At 74.4% G+C, this 21128-nt stretch carries 15 protein-coding genes; 10 read left to right on the top strand and 5 right to left on the bottom strand.

Features of this window, described 5'->3' with window-relative positions; translation table 11 throughout:
* Window positions 1–41: 41 nt before the first annotated feature.
* The 8 genes from hemL to OZ948_11005 all read left to right on the top strand — a co-directional run bounded on the left by hemL (window position 42) and on the right by OZ948_11005 (window position 7618).
* Window positions 42–1328 (top strand): glutamate-1-semialdehyde 2,1-aminomutase, encoded by a 1287-nt coding sequence (hemL, locus tag OZ948_11040; GenBank protein MEB2345265.1) that lies wholly within the window; start codon window positions 42–44, stop codon window positions 1326–1328.
* A gap of 145 nt (window positions 1329–1473) precedes the next feature.
* Window positions 1474–1824: an AtpZ/AtpI family protein gene (locus OZ948_11035; GenBank protein ID MEB2345264.1), complete on the top strand. Its 351-nt coding sequence runs from the start codon at window positions 1474–1476 to the stop codon at window positions 1822–1824.
* Window positions 1821–2297 (top strand): hypothetical protein, encoded by a 477-nt coding sequence (locus tag OZ948_11030; GenBank protein MEB2345263.1) that lies wholly within the window; start codon window positions 1821–1823, stop codon window positions 2295–2297. The genes OZ948_11035 and OZ948_11030 overlap by 4 nt, the downstream gene beginning before the upstream one ends.
* Complete coding sequence (gene atpB / locus OZ948_11025) at window positions 2294–3007, top strand: F0F1 ATP synthase subunit A (GenBank protein ID MEB2345262.1); 714 nt, start codon at window positions 2294–2296, stop codon at window positions 3005–3007. Before OZ948_11030 ends, atpB begins: the two co-directional genes overlap by 4 nt.
* Before the next feature lie 61 nt (window positions 3008–3068).
* Complete coding sequence (locus OZ948_11020) at window positions 3069–3383, top strand: ATP synthase F0 subunit C (protein ID MEB2345261.1); 315 nt, start codon at window positions 3069–3071, stop codon at window positions 3381–3383.
* Between the two features lie 286 nt (window positions 3384–3669).
* The gene (tmk, locus tag OZ948_11015) at window positions 3670–4272 is read left to right on the top strand and encodes a dTMP kinase (protein MEB2345260.1); all 603 of its coding nucleotides are present in this window, start codon (window positions 3670–3672) and stop codon (window positions 4270–4272) included.
* A 517-nt stretch (window positions 4273–4789) separates the two neighbouring features.
* On the top strand, window positions 4790–5545 hold the full coding sequence (pyrF, locus tag OZ948_11010; GenBank protein MEB2345259.1) for an orotidine-5'-phosphate decarboxylase: 756 nt from the start codon (window positions 4790–4792) through the stop codon (window positions 5543–5545).
* Window positions 5546–5722: 177 nt separating this feature from the next.
* Window positions 5723–7618, top strand: coding sequence for a diguanylate cyclase (locus OZ948_11005; protein MEB2345258.1), 1896 nt, complete (start codon window positions 5723–5725; stop codon window positions 7616–7618).
* Between the two features lie 52 nt (window positions 7619–7670).
* Here OZ948_11005 and OZ948_11000 read toward each other — a convergent pair whose 3' ends face one another.
* From OZ948_11000 to OZ948_10985, 4 genes are read right to left on the bottom strand one after another with little or no spacing between them, the layout of a single operon-like run.
* Entirely contained in the window at window positions 7671–8321 is a 651-nt protein-coding gene (locus tag OZ948_11000) for a glutathione S-transferase family protein (protein MEB2345257.1), read from the bottom strand.
* A complete protein-coding gene (locus OZ948_10995; protein MEB2345256.1) occupies window positions 8308–9180 on the bottom strand; it encodes a CPBP family intramembrane metalloprotease in 873 nt (290 codons plus the stop codon). The genes OZ948_11000 and OZ948_10995 overlap by 14 nt, the downstream gene beginning before the upstream one ends.
* Window positions 9177–11987 carry an excinuclease ABC subunit UvrA gene (gene uvrA / locus OZ948_10990; protein MEB2345255.1) on the bottom strand — a complete coding sequence of 937 codons (2811 nt, stop codon included), beginning with the start codon at window positions 11985–11987 and terminating at the stop codon, window positions 9177–9179. Before uvrA ends, OZ948_10995 begins: the two co-directional genes overlap by 4 nt.
* Window positions 11984–13054, bottom strand: coding sequence for a SurA N-terminal domain-containing protein (locus tag OZ948_10985; GenBank protein MEB2345254.1), 1071 nt, complete (start codon window positions 13052–13054; stop codon window positions 11984–11986). The genes uvrA and OZ948_10985 overlap by 4 nt, the downstream gene beginning before the upstream one ends.
* Before the next feature lie 189 nt (window positions 13055–13243).
* On the opposite strand from OZ948_10985, the gene OZ948_10980 reads away from it, so the two are divergent.
* Both OZ948_10980 and OZ948_10975 read left to right on the top strand, forming a co-directional pair.
* Window positions 13244–17071, top strand: coding sequence for a hypothetical protein (locus tag OZ948_10980; protein MEB2345253.1), 3828 nt, complete (start codon window positions 13244–13246; stop codon window positions 17069–17071).
* A 3-nt stretch (window positions 17072–17074) separates the two neighbouring features.
* On the top strand, window positions 17075–17407 hold the full coding sequence (locus OZ948_10975) for a hypothetical protein (protein ID MEB2345252.1): 333 nt from the start codon (window positions 17075–17077) through the stop codon (window positions 17405–17407).
* A gap of 12 nt (window positions 17408–17419) precedes the next feature.
* On the opposite strand, the gene mfd is transcribed toward OZ948_10975, so the two are convergent.
* Window positions 17420–20953: a transcription-repair coupling factor gene (gene mfd / locus OZ948_10970; protein ID MEB2345251.1), complete on the bottom strand. Its 3534-nt coding sequence runs from the start codon at window positions 20951–20953 to the stop codon at window positions 17420–17422.
* Window positions 20954–21128: the final 175 nt, after the last annotated feature.

Below are 21128 nucleotides of genomic sequence, written 5' to 3'. Positions count from 1 at the left end.
GCGGGCCGACAAGGGCGAGCCGCGTGCCTACCCTCCCGGCCATGAAGCACGAGCGTTCGAAGCGGCTCATGGTGCGCGCCCGGAAGGTGATCCCGGGCGGCGTGAACAGCCCCGTCCGGGCCTACGGCACGGTCGGCGGGACGGCGCCCTTCCTGGTGCGCGGCAGGGGCGCGCGGATCTGGGACTCGGACGGCAACGAGTACGTCGACTACGTGGGCTCGTGGGGGCCGCTGATCCTCGGCCACGCCCATCCGGCGGTGTTGCGCGCGGTGCGCGCCGCGGCGGCCGCCGGCACCAGCTTCGGCGCGCCGACCGAGCGCGAGGTGGAGCTGGCGGAGCTCGTCTGCCGCGCGCTCCCGTCGGTCGAGCGGGTGCGCTTCGTGTCGTCGGGCACCGAGGCGGCGATGAGCGCGATCCGGCTGGCGCGCGGCGCCACCGGCCGCCCGCGCATCCTCAAGTTCGACGGCTGCTACCACGGGCACGCCGACTCGCTGCTGGTGGGAGCGGGCAGCGGGGTGGCGACCCTCGCGATCCCGGGCTCGCCGGGGGTGCCGCCCGAGCTCGCGGCGCTCACCATGCAGGCGCCCTTCAACGACCTCGACGCCGTGGCCGACGCCTTCCGGCGTCGGCCCGGCGAGATCGCCTGCGTGCTGGTCGAGCCGGTGGCCGGGAACATGGGCTGCGTGCCGCCCGTCGCGGGCTTCCTCGAGGGCCTGCGCGCGCTCTGCGACCGGCACGGCGCGCTGCTCGTCTTCGACGAGGTGATGACGGGCTTCCGGGTCGCCTTCGGCGGCGCGCAGGAACGTTACGGCGTGAGGCCCGACCTCACGATCCTCGGCAAGGTGGTGGGAGGCGGGCTCCCGGCCGCGGCCTACGGCGGGCGCGCGGACCTGATGGCGCAGATCGCGCCCGAGGGCCCGATCTACCAGGCGGGCACCCTGTCCGGGAATCCGCTCGCGATGGCCGCCGGGCTCGCGACCCTGCGCGAGCTCGAGAAGCCCGGGACCTATCCCGCCCTCGAGGCACGCAGCCGCACGCTCGCCGAGGGGCTCGCCGAGCGCGCGGCGGCGGCGGGAGTCGAGCTCGCGACGAGCGCGGTGGGGGGCCTGTTCGGCTTCTTCTTCCACCCGGGCCCGGTGCGCGACTTCGAGACCGCGAAGAAGGCCAGCGCCGAGCGCTTCCGCGCCTTCTTCCACGCGCTGCTCGAGGCCGGCGTCTACCTGCCGCCGTCGCCCTTCGAGGCCTGCTTCGTGTCCCTCGCCCACCGCCCCGCCGACGTCGCCGCCACCCTCGCTGCAGCCGGGCGGGCCTTCCGGCGCCTGCGTTGAGCGCCGCGGGGCCAGTCGCTATGGTGCGCGCCGCTCTCGGAGCCCTCGGGGGTCGGACACGCCCTCCTGCGGAGCGAGGCCGATGAGCGGACCCGAGCAACCGCGCCGCCCCGCGCCGCCCGACCGTGGGCCCGCGAGCCGGTGGGTGCCCGACCCGCTCGCGGCGAAGCGAGGCATGGCGTCGGCCTACCAGGGGGCGATCGAGGCCGTGGTGGCGATGGTGATCTGCGCCGCCGCCGGCTGGTGGGTCGACCGGCGCTTCGGTAGCGAGCCCTGGGGGCTCTTCGCGGGCATGGCGTTCGGGTTCGCAGCGCTGCTGCTGCGCCTGCTGCGGATCAAGACGCCGACGATCGGACGGGCGGACCCGCTGCCGGGTGACGACGAGGGCGACCGGGATCCGGGCTGGAGCAGCGTCCTGACACCGGAGCGTGACCGGGATCGCGATCCGGATCGGGACGGAGACGAGCAGAGCGGCGGAGCGCCGGAGTCGAAGTGACGAGCCTCTCCCCCAACGTCGATTCCTCGCGGGTCCTCGAGCGCTTCCACCTGACCCTCGCGGCAGGCGGGATCGCCACCTCGGCGCTGCTCGGTGGGCCTGCCTTCACGGCCGCCTACGCGCTCGGGGCCGGGCTCGAGGTCGTGAACTTCCGGGCGCTGTGTGCGTGCACCACGCGCCTGCTCTCCGGCCAGCTCGGGGGCAGCCGCCCGTGGGTGGCGCTGCTCGGCATGCGCCTCGCGATGCTCTTCGCGGCGATGGGGGTGGCGCTGGTCGCCGGCGCCCACCCGCTCGGGCTCCTGCTCGGGGTCTCCACGGTGGTGCCCGCCCTGCTGGTCGGCGCCTGGTGGCTCGGCCCCCCGCTCGATCCGGACGCGCCGGCGCTCCCGCCCGACGACCCCGCGTGGGAGCACTGGAGCGTCTGGCGCGCCGACGTCCTCCCGCCGCCGGCCGACGAGGAGGATCCGGCGTGAACATCTACCGGCCGCTCGAGCACGCGGGGGTCGACTGGGTGATCCAGGCGGCGCTGCTCGCGGTGACGCTGCTGGTGCTGGCGGCCGTGGCGGTGCGGCGCTCGCTCGCGACGAGCGACGGCGGCCTGCTGCCCGACCAGGGCATCACGGTGCGCAACGTGATCGAGGCGGTCCTCGAGGGACTCGCGAGCCTCGCGCACCAGATCATCGGCGACGACTACAAGCGCTTCATGCCGCTCGTGGCCTCGATCTTCTTCTTCATCCTGATCTCGAACCTGCTCGGCCTCGTCCCGGCCGTGGGCGGAGCGACGAGCGACATCTCGGTCGGGCTCGCCTGGGGCACGATCGTGTTCTTCGTCTATCACTACGTCGGGATCGCCAAGCAGGGGTGGAAGTACGTCTACCAGTTCACCGGCCCGCTCTTCGACCTGAAGATCGGGGGCAAGCACCTCCACGTGCCGCTGCTCGCGCCGCTCATGATCCCGATCGAGCTGCCGCTCAACGTGGCGCGCATCTTCACCCTGGCGATCCGGTTGCTCGCGAACATGTTCGCGGACCACACCGTGGTCGCCGTCTGGCTCGGGCTCGTGCCGATCGCGATTCCCGCGATCTTCCTCGGGCTCGGGCTCGTGGTCGCGTTCATCCAGGCGTTCGTGTTCGCGCTGCTCAGCATGATCTACATCGGTCTGGCCCTCGAGGAGCATCATTAGGCTCGGCAGAGGCTCGGCCAAGGAAGCGGCCTCGCACGGCGGGGCCTGGCAAGGAGCAAACATGGTCCGGTTCTCGAAGCTGCTGGTCTTCACCTTTGCTGCGTTGCTGGTGGCCGACGTGGCCTTCGCCCAGGAAGCCGCCGAGCACGGTGCGGGCTGGGGCCCGGCGCTCGGCGCAGGCCTCGCCTTCGGCCTCGCGGCGCTCGGCTGCGGCCTCGGCCAGGGTCTCACCGCCAGCAACACCACCGCCGGCATCGCCCGCAACCCGGGCGCGGCGGGGGCGATGAACACCCCGTTCATCCTCGGGATGGCGCTCATCGAGTCGATCGCGCTGGTCGGCTTCGTGACCGCCTTCCTCCTGATCGGCGAGATCTGAACGGCTCGGCTCCCGCCGATCGTCACCGGGAGCCGAAGGCGAACGGAGAGACGCCGGGCATGAGAGCGGCGAGGCGGGCCTCACCCCGTTTGATCTTCCCGCCTCGCACCACCTGCTCCCGCCCGGCGTCTCCCCTCCCGCCCGCTCCCCCGGTCCCGTCAGAGGGGCGCGTGCGGGAGGCGCCTTGCGACGCCGGGCCGTGTAGGAGCAAGGCGCGTGCCGGCCCTGGGCTGCGCGCTGCGTGCGCCGCACGGCGTTTCCGTGCCCGGCCCGTCACGAGACGCCGGTGAACGCCGGTCGCCTGATCGCCTTCGAGGGCGTCGACGGCGCCGGCAAGTCCACCCAGCTCCGCCGCCTCGCCGGCGTGCTGCGCGCCGGCGGCCACACGGTCGTCGAGACGCACGAGCCGAGCGACGGCCCGTGGGGCCGGCGCATCCGCGAGATGGCGCGCTCGGGCGCTCGCGTGGTGCCCGAGGAGGAGCTGCGCTGGTTCGTCGAGGACCGGCGCGAGCACGTGGCGCAGGTCCTGCGTCCCGGTGTGGCGAGCGGCGCGCTCGTGCTCACCGATCGCTACTTCCTCTCGACGGTCGCCTACCAGGGTGCCCGCGGGCTCGATCCCGCGCGGCTGCTGGCCGAGGCGGAGGCCGAGTTCCCGCTCCCCGACCTGGCGCTGGTGCTCGACCTCGACCCCGGGGCGGGGCTCGCCCGGGTGGCGGCGCGCGGCGCCGTCGCGGAGCCGGCCTTCGAGGACGGGGCCTTCCTCGCAGGCGTCGCCGAGCGGTTCCGCGCGCTCGACCGGCCCTACCTGGAACATGTCGACGCCAGCGTCTCGGTCGATCGCGTAGCGGCCGCCATCCGCGCGATCGTGCGCAGCCGACTCGGTCTCTAGCGCTTGCGGCTCGCCTCGCCGCTGCGCTGCGCGGTGAAGCGGGGATGTCCGTGGAGGACCACTGGACGTCTTCGCGGACCCCCCCTTCCCGTTCGAGGAGACCTACCGCCGCGCCCAGGTCGTCGAGCTCGGGGCCGGAGCCATCCGGGTGGCGTCGATCCGCGACCTCGTCGAGATGAAGCGGCGCGTCGGTCGGGCGAAGGATCTGGAGGACGTGGCCGCACTCGAAGGGCTGGCGGGCGGCGGCGGAGGACGAGACGATGGGTGAACGCGGGGCCGAGAGCGGGACCGCCTCCGCGAGGGGGCCGGACGGCTGGTCGGCCCACGACGCGGAGCAGCGGAGGTCCTGGCAGGCAACGACGGCGCAGGAGCGCCTGGCCTGGCTCGAGGACGCGAAGCGCTTCGTCGCCAGGGCAATGGAGGCGGCGCGGCCCCGCGGCTCGGGGGAGTCGGGAGGTGGCCCCGGCGGCGGGAGCACCGCTGGCGCCTGACCGGGCCGCGGGCTAGCCACCCGCGGATGGCCGCCGCGACCGAGCCGCCGCCGCCCCGCGCGATCCCGCCGCGCGAGCGCCTGATCGTCGCGCTCGACTTCGCGAACCCCGGCGAGGCGCGGCGGCTCGTGCGCGCGCTCGGCGACGCGGTGGCCTTCTACAAGGTGGGCCTCGAGCTCTTCTGCGCCGACGGCGCCTTCCCCTTCGTGCGCGAGCTGCTCGACGGCGGCCGCAAGGTCTTCCTCGACCTGAAGCTCCTCGACATCCCCGCGACCGTCGGCGCGGCGGTGCGCAACGTGCGAGCCCAGGGCGCGCACTTCGTGACCGTGCACGCGGGCCGGCGCGTGCTCGAGGCGGCCTGTGCCGAGAAGGGCGCGACGGGGGTCCTGGCCGTGACGGTGCTGACGAGCCTCGACGCCGCCGACCTGCGCGATCTCGGCTATCCGCCCTCGGTCACGGCGGAGGATCTCGTCCTGCAACGCGCGCGCACGGCGCTCGCGGCCGGCTGCGACGGCGTCGTGGCCTCGCCGCTCGAGGTGCGCCGGCTGCGCGCCGAGCTGGGCGATCGGCTCGCGATCGTGACGCCGGGCATCCGGCCGGCGAGCCCGGCCAGCGGGCACGGGGCGGGCGGCGGCGACGACCAGCGCCGCGTTGCGACCCCCCGCACGGCCTTCGAGGCGGGCGCCGACTACGTCGTGATCGGACGCCCGATCCGGGAGGCGCCCGATCCGCGGGCCGCGGCGCTCGCCGTGCAGGCGACGATCGCCGAGCTGTTCGGCTAGCCCCCTAGGGGGGGGGTGTGGGCCAACACCTCCCACCGCGTCCGGTCCGGTTCAAGACCGCCTCTCGAGAAGCCGATTTCCCCGGCGGAGCGCCGGAAACCGGTGTTCCGACGGGGAGCCGATGGGCGCGCCTCCGCACACAGTCGTCCCGCCGAAGGGCCGGTCGCGATGCTGGAAATGAACGGCTGGGCACCGTTCCTGCTCGTTGCGGCCGGTGGCTACCTGGCGCTCGGGAGCGCCCTGCTCCGGCGCCGCTCCGGGCCGGGGACGCGCACGATCGCCCTGTGCATGCTCGGGGTCGCGGTGTGGACGATCGCCGCGGTCGTCGAGTGGCAGGCCGGCTCGCGCGAGGTGGTGCGGCTCGCGGCCAAGGTCAAGTACACCGCGATCGCGCTGGTGCCGCCGCTGCTCCTGCTCTTCCTGGTCCGCCACCTCGAGCGCCTGCGCGTGCGGCCCTGGCACGTCGCCGGGCTCCTCGCGCTGCCGGCCGTGACGGTCGCGCTGGTCTGGACCAATGACCTGCACGGCTGGATGTGGACGATGTCGGCCGCCGATGCGATCCATCACGGCACGATCCGCGCGCGCTGGGGGCCGTGGTTCTGGCGCGTCCACCTGCCCTACTCCTACCTGCTGATCGCCACCAGCGTCGCGATGATCGCCTCCGAGTGGTGGCGCGAATCCAAGCTGCACCGCTCGCAGGTGGCGCTGCTGCTCGTGGCCACCCTGCTGCCCTCGGTCGTGAACGTGCTCTTCACGATCGGCTTCTTCGAGATGGAGTTCGGCCCGACGCCGATCGCGCTGTCGCTGAGCTGCATGCTCTACGCCTGGGGCTTCCTGCGGCTCCAGCTCTTCCGCATGAGCGGCGTCGCCTACCACACGGTCTTCGACCACATGCAGGACGGGGTGGTCGTGGCGGACGGCTACGACCGCGTCGTGGACGTGAATCCGGCGGCGCTGCGGATGCTCGGCTGCGAGCGGGATCGCGCCGTCGGCTATCGCGTCGAGGAGCTGCTGGCGAGCGCGTCCGGCCTCGCCGAGGCGCTGCGCGCGCGCGCCGGCAGCGCGCAGGTCGAGACCGCCGACGGGCGCCGCCTCGATCTCTCGATCTCGCCGATCCTGCTGCCGCGCGGCGGCCTGCGCGGCCGCGTCGTGATGCTCCGCGACGGGACCGAGCGCCAGCGCGCCGAGGCCGCCCTACGCCGCAGCGAAGCGCTCGTGCGCGGCATCGTCGACGGCTCGCCGAACGGGATCCTGCGCCTGCGCCCGCGCCGCGACGCGGCCGGCGAGGTGCGCGACTTCCTGTGCGTGTTCGCGAACCCGGCCGCCGCCGCCTGGATGGGCAAGGCGCAGGTCGAGCTGATGGGCCGGCCCTTCCGGGACGCCGTCCACCCGCACACGCCCTTCCTGTTCCAGGCCTTCCGCGAGGTGGTGCGCACGGGCGAGGCCTGCGACGTCGAGCGCCCGGTCCTGCGTGGCGGCGAGGAGCTCTGGCTGCGCTTCCTCGCGGTGCCGGCGGGCGAGGACCTGCTCGTGACGGTCGTCGACGTGACCGAGCCCAAGCAGCGCGAGCGCGCGATGGAGGAGGCGGCCTGCCAGGACCCCCTCACGGGGCTCCTGAACCGCCGCGGCCTCGAGGCCGACGCCGCCGCGCTCCTTGCCGACACCACCGAGCAGCCGGTGCCGGCCGCCCTGCTCTTCGTCGACCTCGACGACTTCAAGCGCGTGAACGACTCGCTCGGCCACGAGGCCGGCGACCTCCTGCTCTGCGAGGTGGCCGCGCGCCTCCAGCGCTGCACGCGCGGGCCCGACCTCCTGGCCCGCCTCGGCGGCGACGAGTTCGTGCTGCTGCTGCCCGACGTCGGCGCGGCCGGTGCCCGCGACGTCGCCGAGCGCGTGCTTGCCGCCGCCCGCGAGCCGGTCGCGATCGACGGCCGCGACGTGGCGTGCGGCGTGAGCGTCGGGATCGCGCTCTTCCCCGAGGACGGCGGCGACCTGAAGGGCCTCCTCCAGGCGGCGGACCGCGCGATGTACCGCGCGAAGACGGCGGGGGGCGGGATCGCCGGGGCGGCCTGAGAGGGTTGCAGGGAATCGTTCGCTCCCGCCGGGCGTCACCCGCCGGAGGGCCTCATGCGCCCCCGGTCCGGGCGGCCGGCAGCAACGAGCGGCTGCCGGCGGCGCTCGGCCGCGCTGCCACCCGCTCGAACCACGGTCCCACGCGCGGCAGGGCGCGGTCGAAGGGCTGGCCGGCGGCGAGGCCGAAGTCGAGCCACACGTAGAGCCACACGTCGGCGGCGCTGAAGCGCTCGCCACACAGGTAGGGGCCCGTCCCGAGCAGGCCGTCCAGCCAGCGCAGGCGATCCTGCGCGACGGCCTTCAGTCCGGCTGCCGCGTCCGGCAGGACCGGGATGCGCGACTCGAAGCGCGCGAGCCCCTCGGCATAGTGATAGGCGTTGTGGATGAACTCGGTGACGTTGAGCTCCACGCGCCGCCACCACTGCCGGGTCCGGGCCCGCTCCTCGGGCGTGCTGCCGATCAGGGCCGGCGCCGGGTGCAGCTCCTCGAGGTACTCGGCGATGGCGACCGCCTCCCCGAGCGTGCTGCCGTCGTCGCAGCGCAGGGCCGGTGTCTGGCCCGCCGGATTGACGGCGAGGAACGCGGGCTCGCGGTTCTCGCCGGCGAAGACGTCCACCGTGACGGCCGGCAGCTCGAGGCCCTTCTCGAGCAGGAACATCCGCAGGCGGCGCGGGGCCGGGCTCTCGGCGTCATAGATCAACATCGTCGGCTCCACGCGAGGACGGCTCCGGGGCGGCCGGGACCGGCGGGATGCGGCGCAGCCACCAGCCGCCGAGCGCCACGGATAGCGCGGCCCCGGCGAGCACGCCGAGCGGGAGGTGGCCGCCCGCTGCTGCGGCCTGGCTCTGGCCGAGCGTGAGCGCGAGCACGCCGAGTCCGTTCGTGCCGGCGTGGAGCAGGATCGCGGCGAAGAGCGAGCCGGTCGCGTGGCGCACCCAGCCGAAGGCGAGCCCGAGCACGAAGACCTGCGCCACGACGGCCGCCCAGGCCTGCACCGACAGGCCCGCCCCGCCGTGGCCGAGCGCAAAGAGCAGTGCCGTCACGAAGATGCCGCCCGTTGCACCGAGGTGCGCCACGAGGCCCTGCTGGATCACGCCGCGGAAGAGCCACTCCTCGACGAGCGGCGCGAGCCCCATCACGACGACCACGGTCTCGACGAGCCCGAGCTTCTCGCCGGTCGGAAGCGCCTCGCGCAGGCGCTGCTCGTACGCCGCGGCGTCGGGAGCGGGCAGCCAGGTCGAGAGCAGCGGGTCGAGCTCGGCCGCGAGCAGCACCACGGGCAGGAGCAGCACGAGCGCAACGAGCTGCGCGGGGCGCAGACGGCGCAGGCCGAGCCGCTCGGCATGGGGTGGCGGGACGTGGCTCGCGCCGAGGAGCGCCGCCGCACCGAGCCCGAAGACGGTCGCCAGGCCGGCAGCCGTGGTCGGGGAGGTCGCCTCCTGGACGAGCGCCGCGACCAGGCTCGCGACGAAGACCCCGGAGAGCACGAGGAGCGAAGCCTGGAAGGGGCTCGGGAAGGCCCGCGGCTCGCGCGCGGCCTTCGCGTCCGGGGGCGGGCTCATCGCGCGCGCGCCGCCAGCGCGCGCCCCGTGTGCCCCTCGCGCGCCCGGGCCACCGCCTCGGGCGGCCCCTCGACCACGATCCGCCCGCCCGCCTCGCCGCCCTCGGGCCCGAGGTCGATCACCCAATCCGCGCAGCGCACCACGTCGAGCTGGTGCTCGATCACGAGCACGGTGTTGCCGAGCTCGACCAGGCGCTGGAGCACGCCGACCAGCCGGTCGACGTCGGCGAAGTGGAGGCCCGTGGTCGGCTCGTCGAGGATGTAGAGCGTGCGGCCGGTGTCGCGGCGGGCGAGCTCGCGGGCGAGCTTGATGCGCTGCGCCTCGCCGCCCGAGAGGGTGGTCGCGGCCTGGCCGAGGTGCAGGTAGTCGAGGCCCACGTCGTGGAGCGTCTGGAGCGGGCGGCGGACGGCGGGCACGTGCTCGAAGACCGGCAGCGCCTCCTCGACCGAGAGCTCGAGCACGTCCGCGATCGAGAGGCCCTTGAAGCGCACCGCCAGGGTCTCGCGCCCGTAGCGGCGGCCGCGGCACGCCTCGCAGGTGACGAAGAGGTCGGGCAGGAAGTGCATCTCGACCCGCAGGAGGCCGTCGCCCTGGCAGGCCTCGCAGCGCCCGCCCTTCACGTTGAAGCTGAAGCGCCCGGGGCCCCAGCCGCGCAGGCGCGCCTCGGGGACGCCCGCGAAGAGCTTGCGGATGCCGTCGAAGGCGCCCGTGTAGGTGGCGGGGTTCGAGCGCGGCGTGCGGCCGATCGGCGACTGGTCGACGTCGATCACCTTGTCGATCCGCTCGACGCCTTCGAGGGACGCGAAGCGGCCGGGGGGCGCGTCGGCGCCGTGCAGGCGCGCGGCGAGCGCGCGGTAGAGGGTGTCGTTCACGAGCGTGCTCTTGCCGGAGCCGGAGACGCCCGTCACGACCGTGAAGAGCCCGAGCGGCACGCGCAGGGTCAGGTCCTTCAGGTTGTGCTCGCGCGCGCCGCGCAGGGTGAGCCAGTGGGGGCCCGGCGTGCGCCGGGTGGCGGGCGGCTCGATGCGGCGGCGGCCGGCCAGGTAGTCGCCGGTCAGCGAGCCCGGTGTACGGAGGATCGCCGCCGGAGGGCCCTCGGCGACCACGGTGCCGCCGTGGATGCCGGCGCCCGGCCCCAGGTCCACCACCCAGTCGGCGGCCCGGATCGTCTCCTCGTCGTGCTCGACCACGAGGATGCTGTTGCCCTGGTCGCGCAGGCGCAGCAGCGTCGCGAGCAGGCGCCGGTTGTCGCGCGGGTGCAGCCCGATCGAGGGCTCGTCGAGCACGTAGAGTACGCCGAGCAGCGAGGCGCCCACCTGGGTGGCGAGCCGGATCCGCTGCGCCTCGCCGCCCGAGAGCGAGGCGGCCGGGCGGTCGAGCGCGAGGTAGTCGAGCCCGACGTCGAGCAGGAAGCGCAGCCGCTCGGCCACCTCGCGCAGGATGCGGTCCGCGATCGTGGCGCGCTGCTCGGGGAGCGCGAGGCCGTCGAGGAAGGCGGCGGCCCGCTCGATCGGGAGCCGGCAGAGCGCGTCGATCGAGAGCCCGCCGATCGTCACGGCGCGCGCCTCCGGGCGCAGGCGCGAGCCCTCGCAGGCCGCGCACGGGCGCGGGCTGCGGAAGCGCGCGAGCTCCTCGGCGTCGCCGCGGCGCGCGAGCTCGCCGAGCACGCCGTCCCAGGGGCGCTCGACGCGCTCCGTGCGGCCCGCCCGCTCGAAGGCGAAGGACACCTCGCCGGGGACGCCGTGCAGGATGCCGTCGCGCACCGCCTGCGGAAGCTCCCGCCAGGGTGTCGCGATCGACACGTCGAAATGTCGAGCGAGCGAGGCGATCAGCGCGGCGTAGTACTTCGGGCGCTTGCGGGTCGTGCCATAGGGCTCGACGGCGTCGCGCAGCGGGCGGTCGGGATCGGGCACCACGCGCGCCGGGTCGAGCTCCTCTCGCGTACCGAGACCATCGCAGGCGGGGCAGGCGCCGTGCGGGGAGTTGAAGGAGAAGAGGCGCGGCGCGAGCTCGGGGAAGGAGACGCCGTCGCGCGGGCAGGTGTTGCGCTCCGAGCAGAGCCACTCCTCGCCGCCCGCGACGACCCGTGCCATCCCGTTGCCGAGCCGCAGCGCGGCCTCGAGCGACTCCGCGATCCGCCCGCGTGCCGTCTCGCGCACCGCGATCCGGTCGATCACCAGATCGAGGTCGTGCGCCGCATGGCGCGCGAGCCGGATCTCGCCGGCGAGATCGTGCACGACGCCGTCCACGCGCACGCGGGTGAAGCCCTGGCTCCGCCACTGCTCGAGCTCCTTCTCGTACCTCCCCTTGCGCCCGCGCACGACCGGGGCCAGCAGCTCGACGCGCGTCCCCTCCGGCAGCGCCAGCACCCGGCCGGCCATCTGCGCCACGGTCTGGCTCGCGATCGCCTGGCCGCAGATCCAGCAATGGGGCTCCCCCACCCGCGCGTAGAGCAGCCGCAGGTGGTCGAGGATCTCGGTGATCGTGCCCACCGTGGAGCGCGGGTTGCGCGCGACGCTGCGCTGCTCGATCGAGATCGCGGGCGAGAGACCGCTGATCTCCTCGACCTCGGGCTTGCGCATCTGGTCGAGGAACTGGCGTGCGTAGGCGGACAGGGACTCGACGTAGCGGCGCTGGCCCTCGGCGTAGATGGTGTCGAAGGCGAGCGACGACTTGCCCGAGCCCGAGAGGCCGGTGATCACCACCAGCCGGTCGCGCGGGATGCGCACGTCGATGCCGCGCAGGTTGTGCTCGCGGGCACCGCGCACGGCGATCTCGCGGGGCGCGGCGTCGGGGACGGCGCTCACTGCAGCCGCGGTGCGCCTCCGGCGCTGGCGTCGCGGCGGGCGAAGGCGCCCTTGCGCTCGACGTAGGTCTGCTTGCGGAGCTTTTCGAGGAAGGCGTCGAGCTCCTTCTCGAACTTCTGCTCGAGGAGACCCTGGCGGATCCGCTCCTGGGCCTGCTCGTAGCTCACCGGCTGGACGGCGCGGCGATCGACGAGCCGCAGCACGGCGCAGCCGACCGGCAGCTCGAGGACGCCGGACAGCGAGCCCGGGCGCAGGCCCGCGACGGCTTCCGCCATCCAGGGCGCCAGCGAGGCCACCGGCACGTAGCCGAGGTCCGGATTGCCCTCGGACACCTCGCGGGCGACGGCCAGGAAGTCCTCGCCGGCGCGCACCCGGCCGAGCCCGCTGCGCACGCGGTCGCAGGCGGCCTGCTTGGCGCCGGGCTTGTCGCCCTGGCTGGCGACGGCGATGTGCTGGAGATGGACCTCGTCGCCGGTCGTGGGCTGGTCACCGAAGCGCTCGTCGTAGAACGCGCGGACCTCGGCGTCGTCCACGCGCACCTTGGAGCGCACCATCCCGGCGATCACCTTCTGCTGGAGGATGTCCTCGCCGAGGCGCTGGCGGTAGGCCTCCCACGTCATCCCCTGCGCCTCGACGCTCGCGCGCAGCTGCTCCGGGCTCAGGTGGTTCTCGGCGGCGATGCCGCTCACCGCCTCGTCGATCTCGAGGTCGTTGACCTGGATCTCGGCGCGCTTGGCGAACAGCGCGATCAGCTTGCGGTCGATCAGCCGCTCGAGCACCTCGCCGCGCATCAGCGCGAGGTCCGAGTCGGGGGCGCCGCCCTCCCGCATCTTCACCTCGATCGGGGTGGCGAGGAGCGTCACGTCCGACACCAGGACGACGTCGGTGCCGACCTGGGCGGCGATCCCGTCCACGACCTCGCCCGCGGCCGCGGCCGGCGGATCCGCCGGGTCGGGGGCAGCCGGCCCGGCATCCTCGGCGGCTCCCGGAACGGCGGCGAGGACCGCGAGCAGCGCGAACGGAAGCTTGGCCCGGCGCGGGCGGTGCGAGCGTCGCAACGAGACCATGCGGTGGTTCCCTCCCGAGACCGGGCGCATGGTAACGGCCGGGCCCGGCACCGTCCCCATCGGGCCCCCAAGGGGCCGGCCGATCCTCCGGACCTTCGGGCTTCCTAGCGCGTTCCTTGGATCTGCCACTGGCCCGCGCGCGGTAGGATCGCACCCGACCTCGCCCCTTCGTGTCCCGGCGAGACGACGATGGGGACGAAGCTCGGGACGGACCACGGGGCCCAGCGCGGGCCCAATTTCGGGACCAGGCTGTGGATCGTCGCGACCAGGCTGTGGATCGAGGTCGGGATCGCGTTCTGGACCGGGCACGGAAGACGGCTCGGTGCGCTCGCATCGGCATTCGCGCTGGCGGTGGTTCTCGGGGCGACCTGCGCGCCCCAGCCTCTCGCGCCGCACCCGGGGCTCGCCGCGTGGCGGGAGCCCGCCGCCTTCGCCGCGCGCGATGGGGTGGTGGACCTGGCGGGCGGCAACCTGCTCCTGCGCCGCACCGATCTCACGATCGAGACCCGGCTCGGGACCCAGGCCGTGACGCAGGTCTACAACTCGGCGACCGACCGCTGGAGCTGGTCGTTCGAGATGACCTACGCAGGCGGCGTCTTCCGCGACGACACGGGCGCGCTCCACCTGACGAGCGCGCCCGGCCCGGTCCCGGGCACCCGCTGGCGCGTCGTCGACGCAACGGCCGTCGAATCGCGCGGAGGCCTGCGCTTCTCCTTCGCACCGGACGGGCGGCTCGAACGGATCGCGTGGCGCCATGCGAGCTATCCGCGCCTCGAGCTCCAGCGGCCCGACGCGGTGTCGCTCCGAATCGCGCAGTGCACGGCACCCGGCGCCTGCACGGACGTCTTCCTCGTGCGCTACCAGGGGCCGGAGGTGGTCGAGATCCTCGATCGCGCGGGCCGCCAGTGCACCTACGGCTGGGACCGGGGCCGGCTCGCCTGGGTGCAGACGGCCTTCGGCCGCGAGCAGGGCCTGCCGGTGCAGGGCTACGCCTACGAGCTCGACGCGCAGGGCCGGCGGCCCGGGGCGATCGTCGTGACCAACCCCGAGCAGGAGCGCGTCCGCTACGAGCTCGATCCGCTCGGACGCACGCTCGCGATGACGCTGCTCGGTGAGGAGTCGCCGCGCTGGGGCTTCCGCCACGACGCGACGCCGCTGCGCACCGTGGTGACGGATCCGCTCGGGCGCACCTCGGAGTTCGTCTTCGATGCCTCGCACCGGCTGCTCGCGCACACGAACGCGATGAGCGAGCGCACCGAGCTCGGCTGGACGGGCGCGCGCGTCACGAGCGTGCGGACGCCCGACGGGCTCGTCACGAGCGCCCGCTACGACGCCACCGACGAGCTGGTCGAGTCGACGCCGCCGAGCGGCCGCCGGATCCAGATCGAGTACGCGCCCGGCACCGTCCACCTCGGCGACCCCTGGACCGCGCTGCCGCGGCGGATCCGCGACGGTGGTGGCGTGCTGGTCGAGCGCAGCTTCGACGCGCAGGGCCGGCTCGTGAGCGAGCGCAACGGCGCCGGGGAGGAGTTCGCTCTCGAGTACGGGCCCCTCGAGACGGTCGCGCGGGTGACCTTGGCAGACGGCCGCACGGTCCACCTCGCGGAGTACGGTGAGCACGGACAGCCCGCCGAGGTGCGGCTCCCGGCAGCCCACCCCGGCGACCCGGACTTCGTCGCGCACCGCGAGTTCGACGCGGTGGGCAACCTGACGATCGGGGTCGACCCGGGCTCGGAGAGCGGCACGCAGTTCCCGGGCGTGGTGGCGCGTGTCTTCGACGCCGCTCGCCAGGTGCGCTCGCTCGTGATGAGCCAGACGGCCAGCGGCGGCCAGAGCCAGGATGTCGTCCTCGAGCGCCGCAGCGACGGCCGGCTGCGCGCGATCCTGCGCCCCTACGGCGCCACCACCGAGCTCGACTACGATGCGCTCGGACGGCTGCGCAGCCAGCGCGAGCGCGTCGACGGTGCCTGGCGGGCGACGCAGCTCGCGTGGACAGCGCTCGGCGAGCTGGCGCGCGTGGAGCGCCCGAACGGCATGACGACGGAGCTCGCCCACGACGCCACCGGGCGCACGGTGTGGCGGCGCAACCAGCGCCCGGGCGCGCCCGCGTCCGAGGTCGGCTACGCATACGCCCAGGGCCGTCTGGTCCGCAAGGACGACTCGACCGTTCCCGGCTCGACCGAGATCGCCTACGACGCGCAGGGCCGGGTCCTCACCGTCACCTGGCCCGACGGCGAGCGGTCGTGGTTCGGCTACGACGGGCGCGACCGCCCGACGAGCGCGGCCCTGATCCGGGCCGACGGCGAGCTGCTCCGCCTGCTCGGGATCCGCTACGACGCGGCGGGCCGCGAGGCGCAGCTCCTCGACGGAGCCGCGGTCGTCTACGAGAAGGTCTACGGGAACGGGCGGCTCGAGGAGATCCGCCACGGTAACGGAATCGTGCGCAGCTTCTCCTACGACGAGTTCGGGCGGCTCGCTGGCGCCGTGAGCCACGACGGTGCAGGCCGCGAGGTCGAGCGCGAGACGATCGAGAGGATCGGGCGCGATCTCTCGGGGCCCGCTCCCAACGGCCCGTTCCGCGAGACGAACGCGCGCTACCAGGCCCCTGCCTCCTTCGGCGCGGTCGCGTTCATGGAGCGTGCGATCGGCTTCCGCTACGTCGACGGGCGGCGGTGGCCGGTGGGCCTCACCGATTCGGGAACCGTCTACTGGTGCAACGGGCCGGCCTGCGAGGCGGATGACGCCACGGTGTGGAACGTCCACTCGGGTCTGATGGACCTCCAGTTCGAGAGCGAGACGGACGGCGACGTGCGTCGCGAGCGGCACTTCGTCACCAATCCCGAACGGAACCGGCTGCACGAGATCGTCCTGCGCACGATCACGTCGCTGCCGCGACCCTGCAGCCCCTGCACGTCCACGACGGAGGTCGTGGAGAGCCGCTACGAGTGGGACGCCGCCGGCTTCGCCACCCGCCGCAACGGCGTGCCGATCACCTGGGACGCGACGGGGCACGTGGCGAGCTTCGGCGGCGCGAGCTTCCAGCACGACGCGGAAGGCCGCCTGCGGGGCTCGGTGGTGGCGGGCGTCGTGCGCAAGCAGCGCTTCGGGGGCCTGGTCGAGGCCGACGCGAACGGCGACGCGGTCCGCATCGACCTCGGCGCCGTCGACATCGACCTCGTCGCGAATCGCCGGAGCTACCGGCACTTCGACTGGCGCGGCAACGTGCGCTCGCGCTGGAGCGAGACCGGCGAGCTGCGCAGCGTGCGCGAGTACACCGCCTACGGCCCCGATCGCGTCCACGGCGAGCCTGGTGACGAGCGCGGCTTCGCCCAGGGCCAGGAGGCCGCCGGCCTCGTCCTCCTCGGCGACCGCCTCTACGATCCCGCCGCCCGCCGCTTCCTGAGCCCCGACCCCATCTACAATGCCGTCCACCAGTACGTGTACGGCGCCGGGGATCCGGCACACTACTGGGACTGGACGGGACGGAGGGCGCAGGAGACCGTGGGCTTCCAGATGGCCGGCGCCTTCGGGAGGTTCAGCGGTGCCGCCGTCTCGGTAGGAACCGGCTTGGTGGCAAGTCTCCTGACCGGCAATCCCCTGTTCCTGGGTGCGGGTGCGGCGATGGCGTCCCACATGGCCGATCTCACCGGCAAGCTCTATCAGCTCTACTACACGCTCCTCTACGACTGGATCACGGGGGAGGACTCCTCGAGCCCGCCCGAATCGACGGGCAACCCGCTCGAGATGAATCTTCTCGTGCTCCCCTTTACCTCCCTCCCGGTGTCCGGGCCAGGCCTGCCGCATTGGATCGGACCCGGCGAGCGGCCGACGGGGTCCGGGTGGCGCAATACGCCGCCTCCTTCGCGCGGACTGGGCTTCCCCTCGATCCATCCCGCACTCGATCTCGCGGCTCCGGCGCCGGGCTGCGGCCTGCTCGGCGCCGAGCCCTTGCTCCTGATCCTCTGGTGCCTGGGTCGTGCTTCCCGGCGCGGCGCAGGCACGCACTGTCGGAGTTGAACCATGAACGCATCGACCTGGAAGGGACGGCTCCAACGCTCGCTCGTGTCGGACGCGGCCGGGCGGGACCTCTTCCTTCCCTGGCTTCCGTTCTCGCGCACGGCGTACGTCCTGCCCAACGCCGGGGTCCGGGAGGAGTTCGCGCGTCGCATCGAGCGGTCGCTGTTCTTCTCCGCCGGGGCTGCCGCGGCCTTCCTGCTGACCTTCCTGTTCGGCCGCCCATCCGGGTGGCTGGGCCTGCTGATCGCGGCCATGATCGTCGCGGAGTGGCACGGGTGGACGCGCCGCTCCACGCGCGGGCTCGAGCGGACGCGCTACGAGAAGCCGGCAGCCTGACGCACGCGGCCGTCAGGCCGCGAGCTGGCCGAGCAGGGCGTGCGCGGCCCCGAACAGGTGCTCGGGGTCGCGCGCGTCGCCGGCCACCGGTGCGTAGATGCGGTGGTTCGGTGCCACGCGGATGCCCGCGGTCGGGTGGGTCAGCAGGTTCACGAGCCGGCGCGGGTCGATGCGGGTGGTCTCGGCGGCGGTCAGGACGATCTGGTCGCCGGCCAGGTCGACGGCGGCCACGCCGAGCCGGCGGGCCGCGATCTTGAGCCGGATCACGGCCAGCAGGTTGGCGGTCTCGGGCGGGCAGGGCCCGAAGCGGTCGAGCAGCTCGTCGCGGATGCGGTCGACGTCGGCCTCGTCGGGCGCCGAGGCCAGGCGCTTGTAGAGCACGAGGCGCTGGCTCACGTCGGGCACGTAGTCGTCGGGGAGCCGCGCCGCGACCGGGAGCCGGATCTCGGGGTCCACCGCCGGCGGGCGGGCCCGGCCCCGCAGCTCCTCGACCGTCTCCTCGAGCAGCTCCATGTACGCGTCGAAGCCGACCGCGGCGAGGTTGCCCGACTGCTCGGCGCCGAGCAGGTTGCCGGCCCCGCGGATCTCGAGGTCCATGCTCGCGAGCTTGAAGCCGCTGCCGAGCTCGGTGAAGGACTGGATCGCCTCGAGGCGCTTCTTCGCGTCGTCGCTGAGCGTACGCTCGGCGCCGCGCACGAGGAGGTAGCAGTAGGCGCGGTGGTGGCTGCGGCCGATCCGGCCCCGCAGCTGGTAGAGCTGGGCGAGCCCGAAGTGGTCGGCGCGGTCCACCAGCATCGTGTTGGCGCGGCCCACGTCGAGGCCGCTCTCGATGATCGTGGTCGAGAGCAGCAGGTCCGCCTCGCCGTGGAGGAAGCGCAGCATGCGCGCCTCGAGCTCGCGCTCGCCCATCTGCCCGTGCGCCACCACCACGCGCACCTCCGGCACCACGCGCGCCAGCATCTCGGCGATCTCGCCGATCGAGTGCACCCGGTTGTGCACGAAGAACACCTGCCCGCCGCGCCGCACCTCGCGCAGCACCGCCTCGCGGATCAGCGACTCCGACCAGCGCGCCACCTGGGTGCGGATCGAGAGCCGGTCGGCGGGCGGCGTGTGGATCACCGACAGGTCGCGCAGGCCGGCGAAGGCGAGCTGGAGCGTGCGCGGGATCGGCGTCGCGGTGAGGGTCAGCACGTCCACGGTCTTGCGCAGCCGCTTGATGCGCTCCTTGTCGGCGACCCCGAAGCGGTGCTCCTCGTCCACCACCAGGAGCCCGAGGTCGCGGAACTCGACGTGCTTCTGGAGCAGCCGGTGGGTTCCGATCACGATGTCGACCCGGCCGCTGCGCAGCCCCTCGAGCACGGCCCGGGCGTCCTTCGGGGTGCGGAAGCGCGAGAGCGACTCGATGCGCACGGGGTGGCCGTCGAAGCGCCGGCGGAAGGTCTCCTCGTGCTGCGCGCACAGGACGGTGGTGGGCACCAGCACGGCCACCTGCTTGCCGGCGCTCACCGCCTGGAAGGCCGCGCGGATCGCCACCTCCGTCTTGCCGAAGCCGACGTCGCCGCACACGAGCCGGTCCATCGGCTTCGGGCGCTGCATGTCGGCCAGCACGTCCTCGATCGCGGCGTGCTGGTCCGGCGTCTCCTCGTAGGGGAAGGCGGCCTCGAACTCCTCGAGCGCGCGGTCGCGCGGGGAGAAGGCGAAGCCCTCGGCGAGCTCGCGGGCGGCGTGCAGGCCGAGGAGCTCGCGCGCCATGTCGCGCAGGGAGCCCTTCACCTGCCGGCGCGTCTTCTCCCAGCTCTGCCCGCCGAGCTTGTCGAGCTTCGGGGCGACGCCCTCGGCGCCCACGTAGCGCTGCACGAGGTTGAGCCGGTGCACCGGTACGAAGAGCCGGTCGCCGCCCTCGTACTCGAGGCGCAGGAACTCGCCCTCGACGCGCGGGCCGGCGCCACGCAGGTCGAGCGCCAGCGACACGAGCCCGCGGTAGATGCCGATCCCGTGCTCGTGGTGCACGAGGGGATCGCCCGGCTGGAGCTGGCCCAGGCCTTCGATCGCCGCGGTCTCGCGGATCGAGAGGTGGTGGCGGCGGCGCTCGCGCGGGCCGAAGACCTCCTCCTCCGTGACGAGCGCGAAGCGCTCGCCGGGCAGCGCGAAGCCCTCGGAGACGCCGGCGACCCGCACCTCGACGCGTCCCGAGCGGCCCCACGCCGGGACGGGGCGCGCGTCGCGAACCAGCTTCGGGTCGAGGCCGTACTCGGCGAGGAGCTGGCGCAGGCGCTCGGCGCCCGAGAGCGCCGGCGCCGCCAGCACCACCCGCCAGCGCTCGCGCAGCCAGCCCTCGAGCCGGGTCACGAGCGGGAGCAGGGCGGCGTCGCCGGCGCGCGCGCGGACGAGCTCGCGGCGCAGCTCGTCGTGGTCGGCCGTGCGCAAGGCGAGGCGCGGCACCCCCGTGTCGTCGGCCACGTCGAGGCGCTCGAGCGACACCGAGCGGAGGCGATCGAGCGCGGCCCACACGGCGCCCGGCGCGAGCAGCAGCTCGCCGGGCGGCGCCACCGGACGCGCCGCCTCGCGCGCCACCCGGTGGCCGTGGGCGGCCTCCTCGGCGAAGCGAGCGAGGCGCTCGCGGCACGCCTCCGGCTCTTCGATCGCGACGAGGGTCCCGGGCGGCAGCCAGTCGAAGGGCGTCTCGAGGCCCGGCGCGAGGACCGGCGCCAGCGCTTCGGCTCCGGGGGGAAGGTGCCCGCGCAGCAGCGCGTCGAGGAGCGCGTCGATCTCGCGGGGCGACGCGCCCTCGTGTTCGACGCGCGCGCGGATCTCCTCGCCGCGCGCGATCAGGAGGCCGCGGTCGAGGAGCAGCTCGCGCGGCGGCGGCGCCGCCACGTGCACGAGCTTCTCCTGCGAGCGCTGGCTCGCCGCGTCGAACTCGCGGATCGACTCGACGTCGTCCCCGAGCAGCTCGATCCGCACCGGGCGCCGCCGGTGCGGCGGGAAGAGGTCGACGATGCCGCCCCGCACCGCCAGCTCGCCGCGCTCCTCGACGAGCGGCATGCGCGCGTAGCCGGCGGCGAGGAGCTGCTCGACGAGCGCGTCGCGGTCGATCGTCTGGCCGACCTCCAGGTGGACCGTGCGCCCGCGCACCGCCTCGCGCGACGGCACGCGCAGCGCAAGCGCCGTGACGGGCGCCACCAGCACCAGCTCCGCCGGCTCGGCGAGGAGCCGGTAGAGCGCGTCCATGCGCTGCGCCACCACGAAGGGCTGCGGCGAGTGCCGGTCGTAGGGCAGGGTGTCGGGACGCGGGAAGGCGCGCACCCGGCCGCCCTCCTCGGGCGGCGGCTCGCCGAGGAAGGCCGTGAGGTCGTCGAGGAGCGCGTCCGCGGCCTTGGCGTCGGGCGCGACCACCAGCGCCGGTCCCGGCGCCGACGCGCGTGCGAGCCGCGCCGCCACGAGCGCCCGCGCGGCGCCGCGCAGCCCCGTGACCCGCACCGGCCCCGCGCGCGCGAGCACGCGCTCGAGCAGCTCGTCGAGGTGGCGGGGCGGGGCCGGCTCCATGGATCTCCGCGAACACAAGGACCCCCGAGCCCGCCCCGGGGAGAGGGGTGGGTCGAAGGTCCGCCCACTCTAGCCGACCGCGTCCCCGGGTCGTCCGGGTCTGCCGGAGCGCCGCCCGGGAGGTCCCGGATGCCTGCTCCCGGCCCTTCCCCACGACCCCGCCGCGCCCGGGTCC

The organism is Deltaproteobacteria bacterium, assembly GCA_035063765.1.
Taxonomy (GTDB): domain Bacteria; phylum Myxococcota_A; class UBA9160; order UBA9160; family PR03; genus CAADGG01.
The sequence above is the reverse complement of the archived record's forward strand: the minus strand, read 5'-3'. Positions and strand labels throughout refer to the sequence as shown.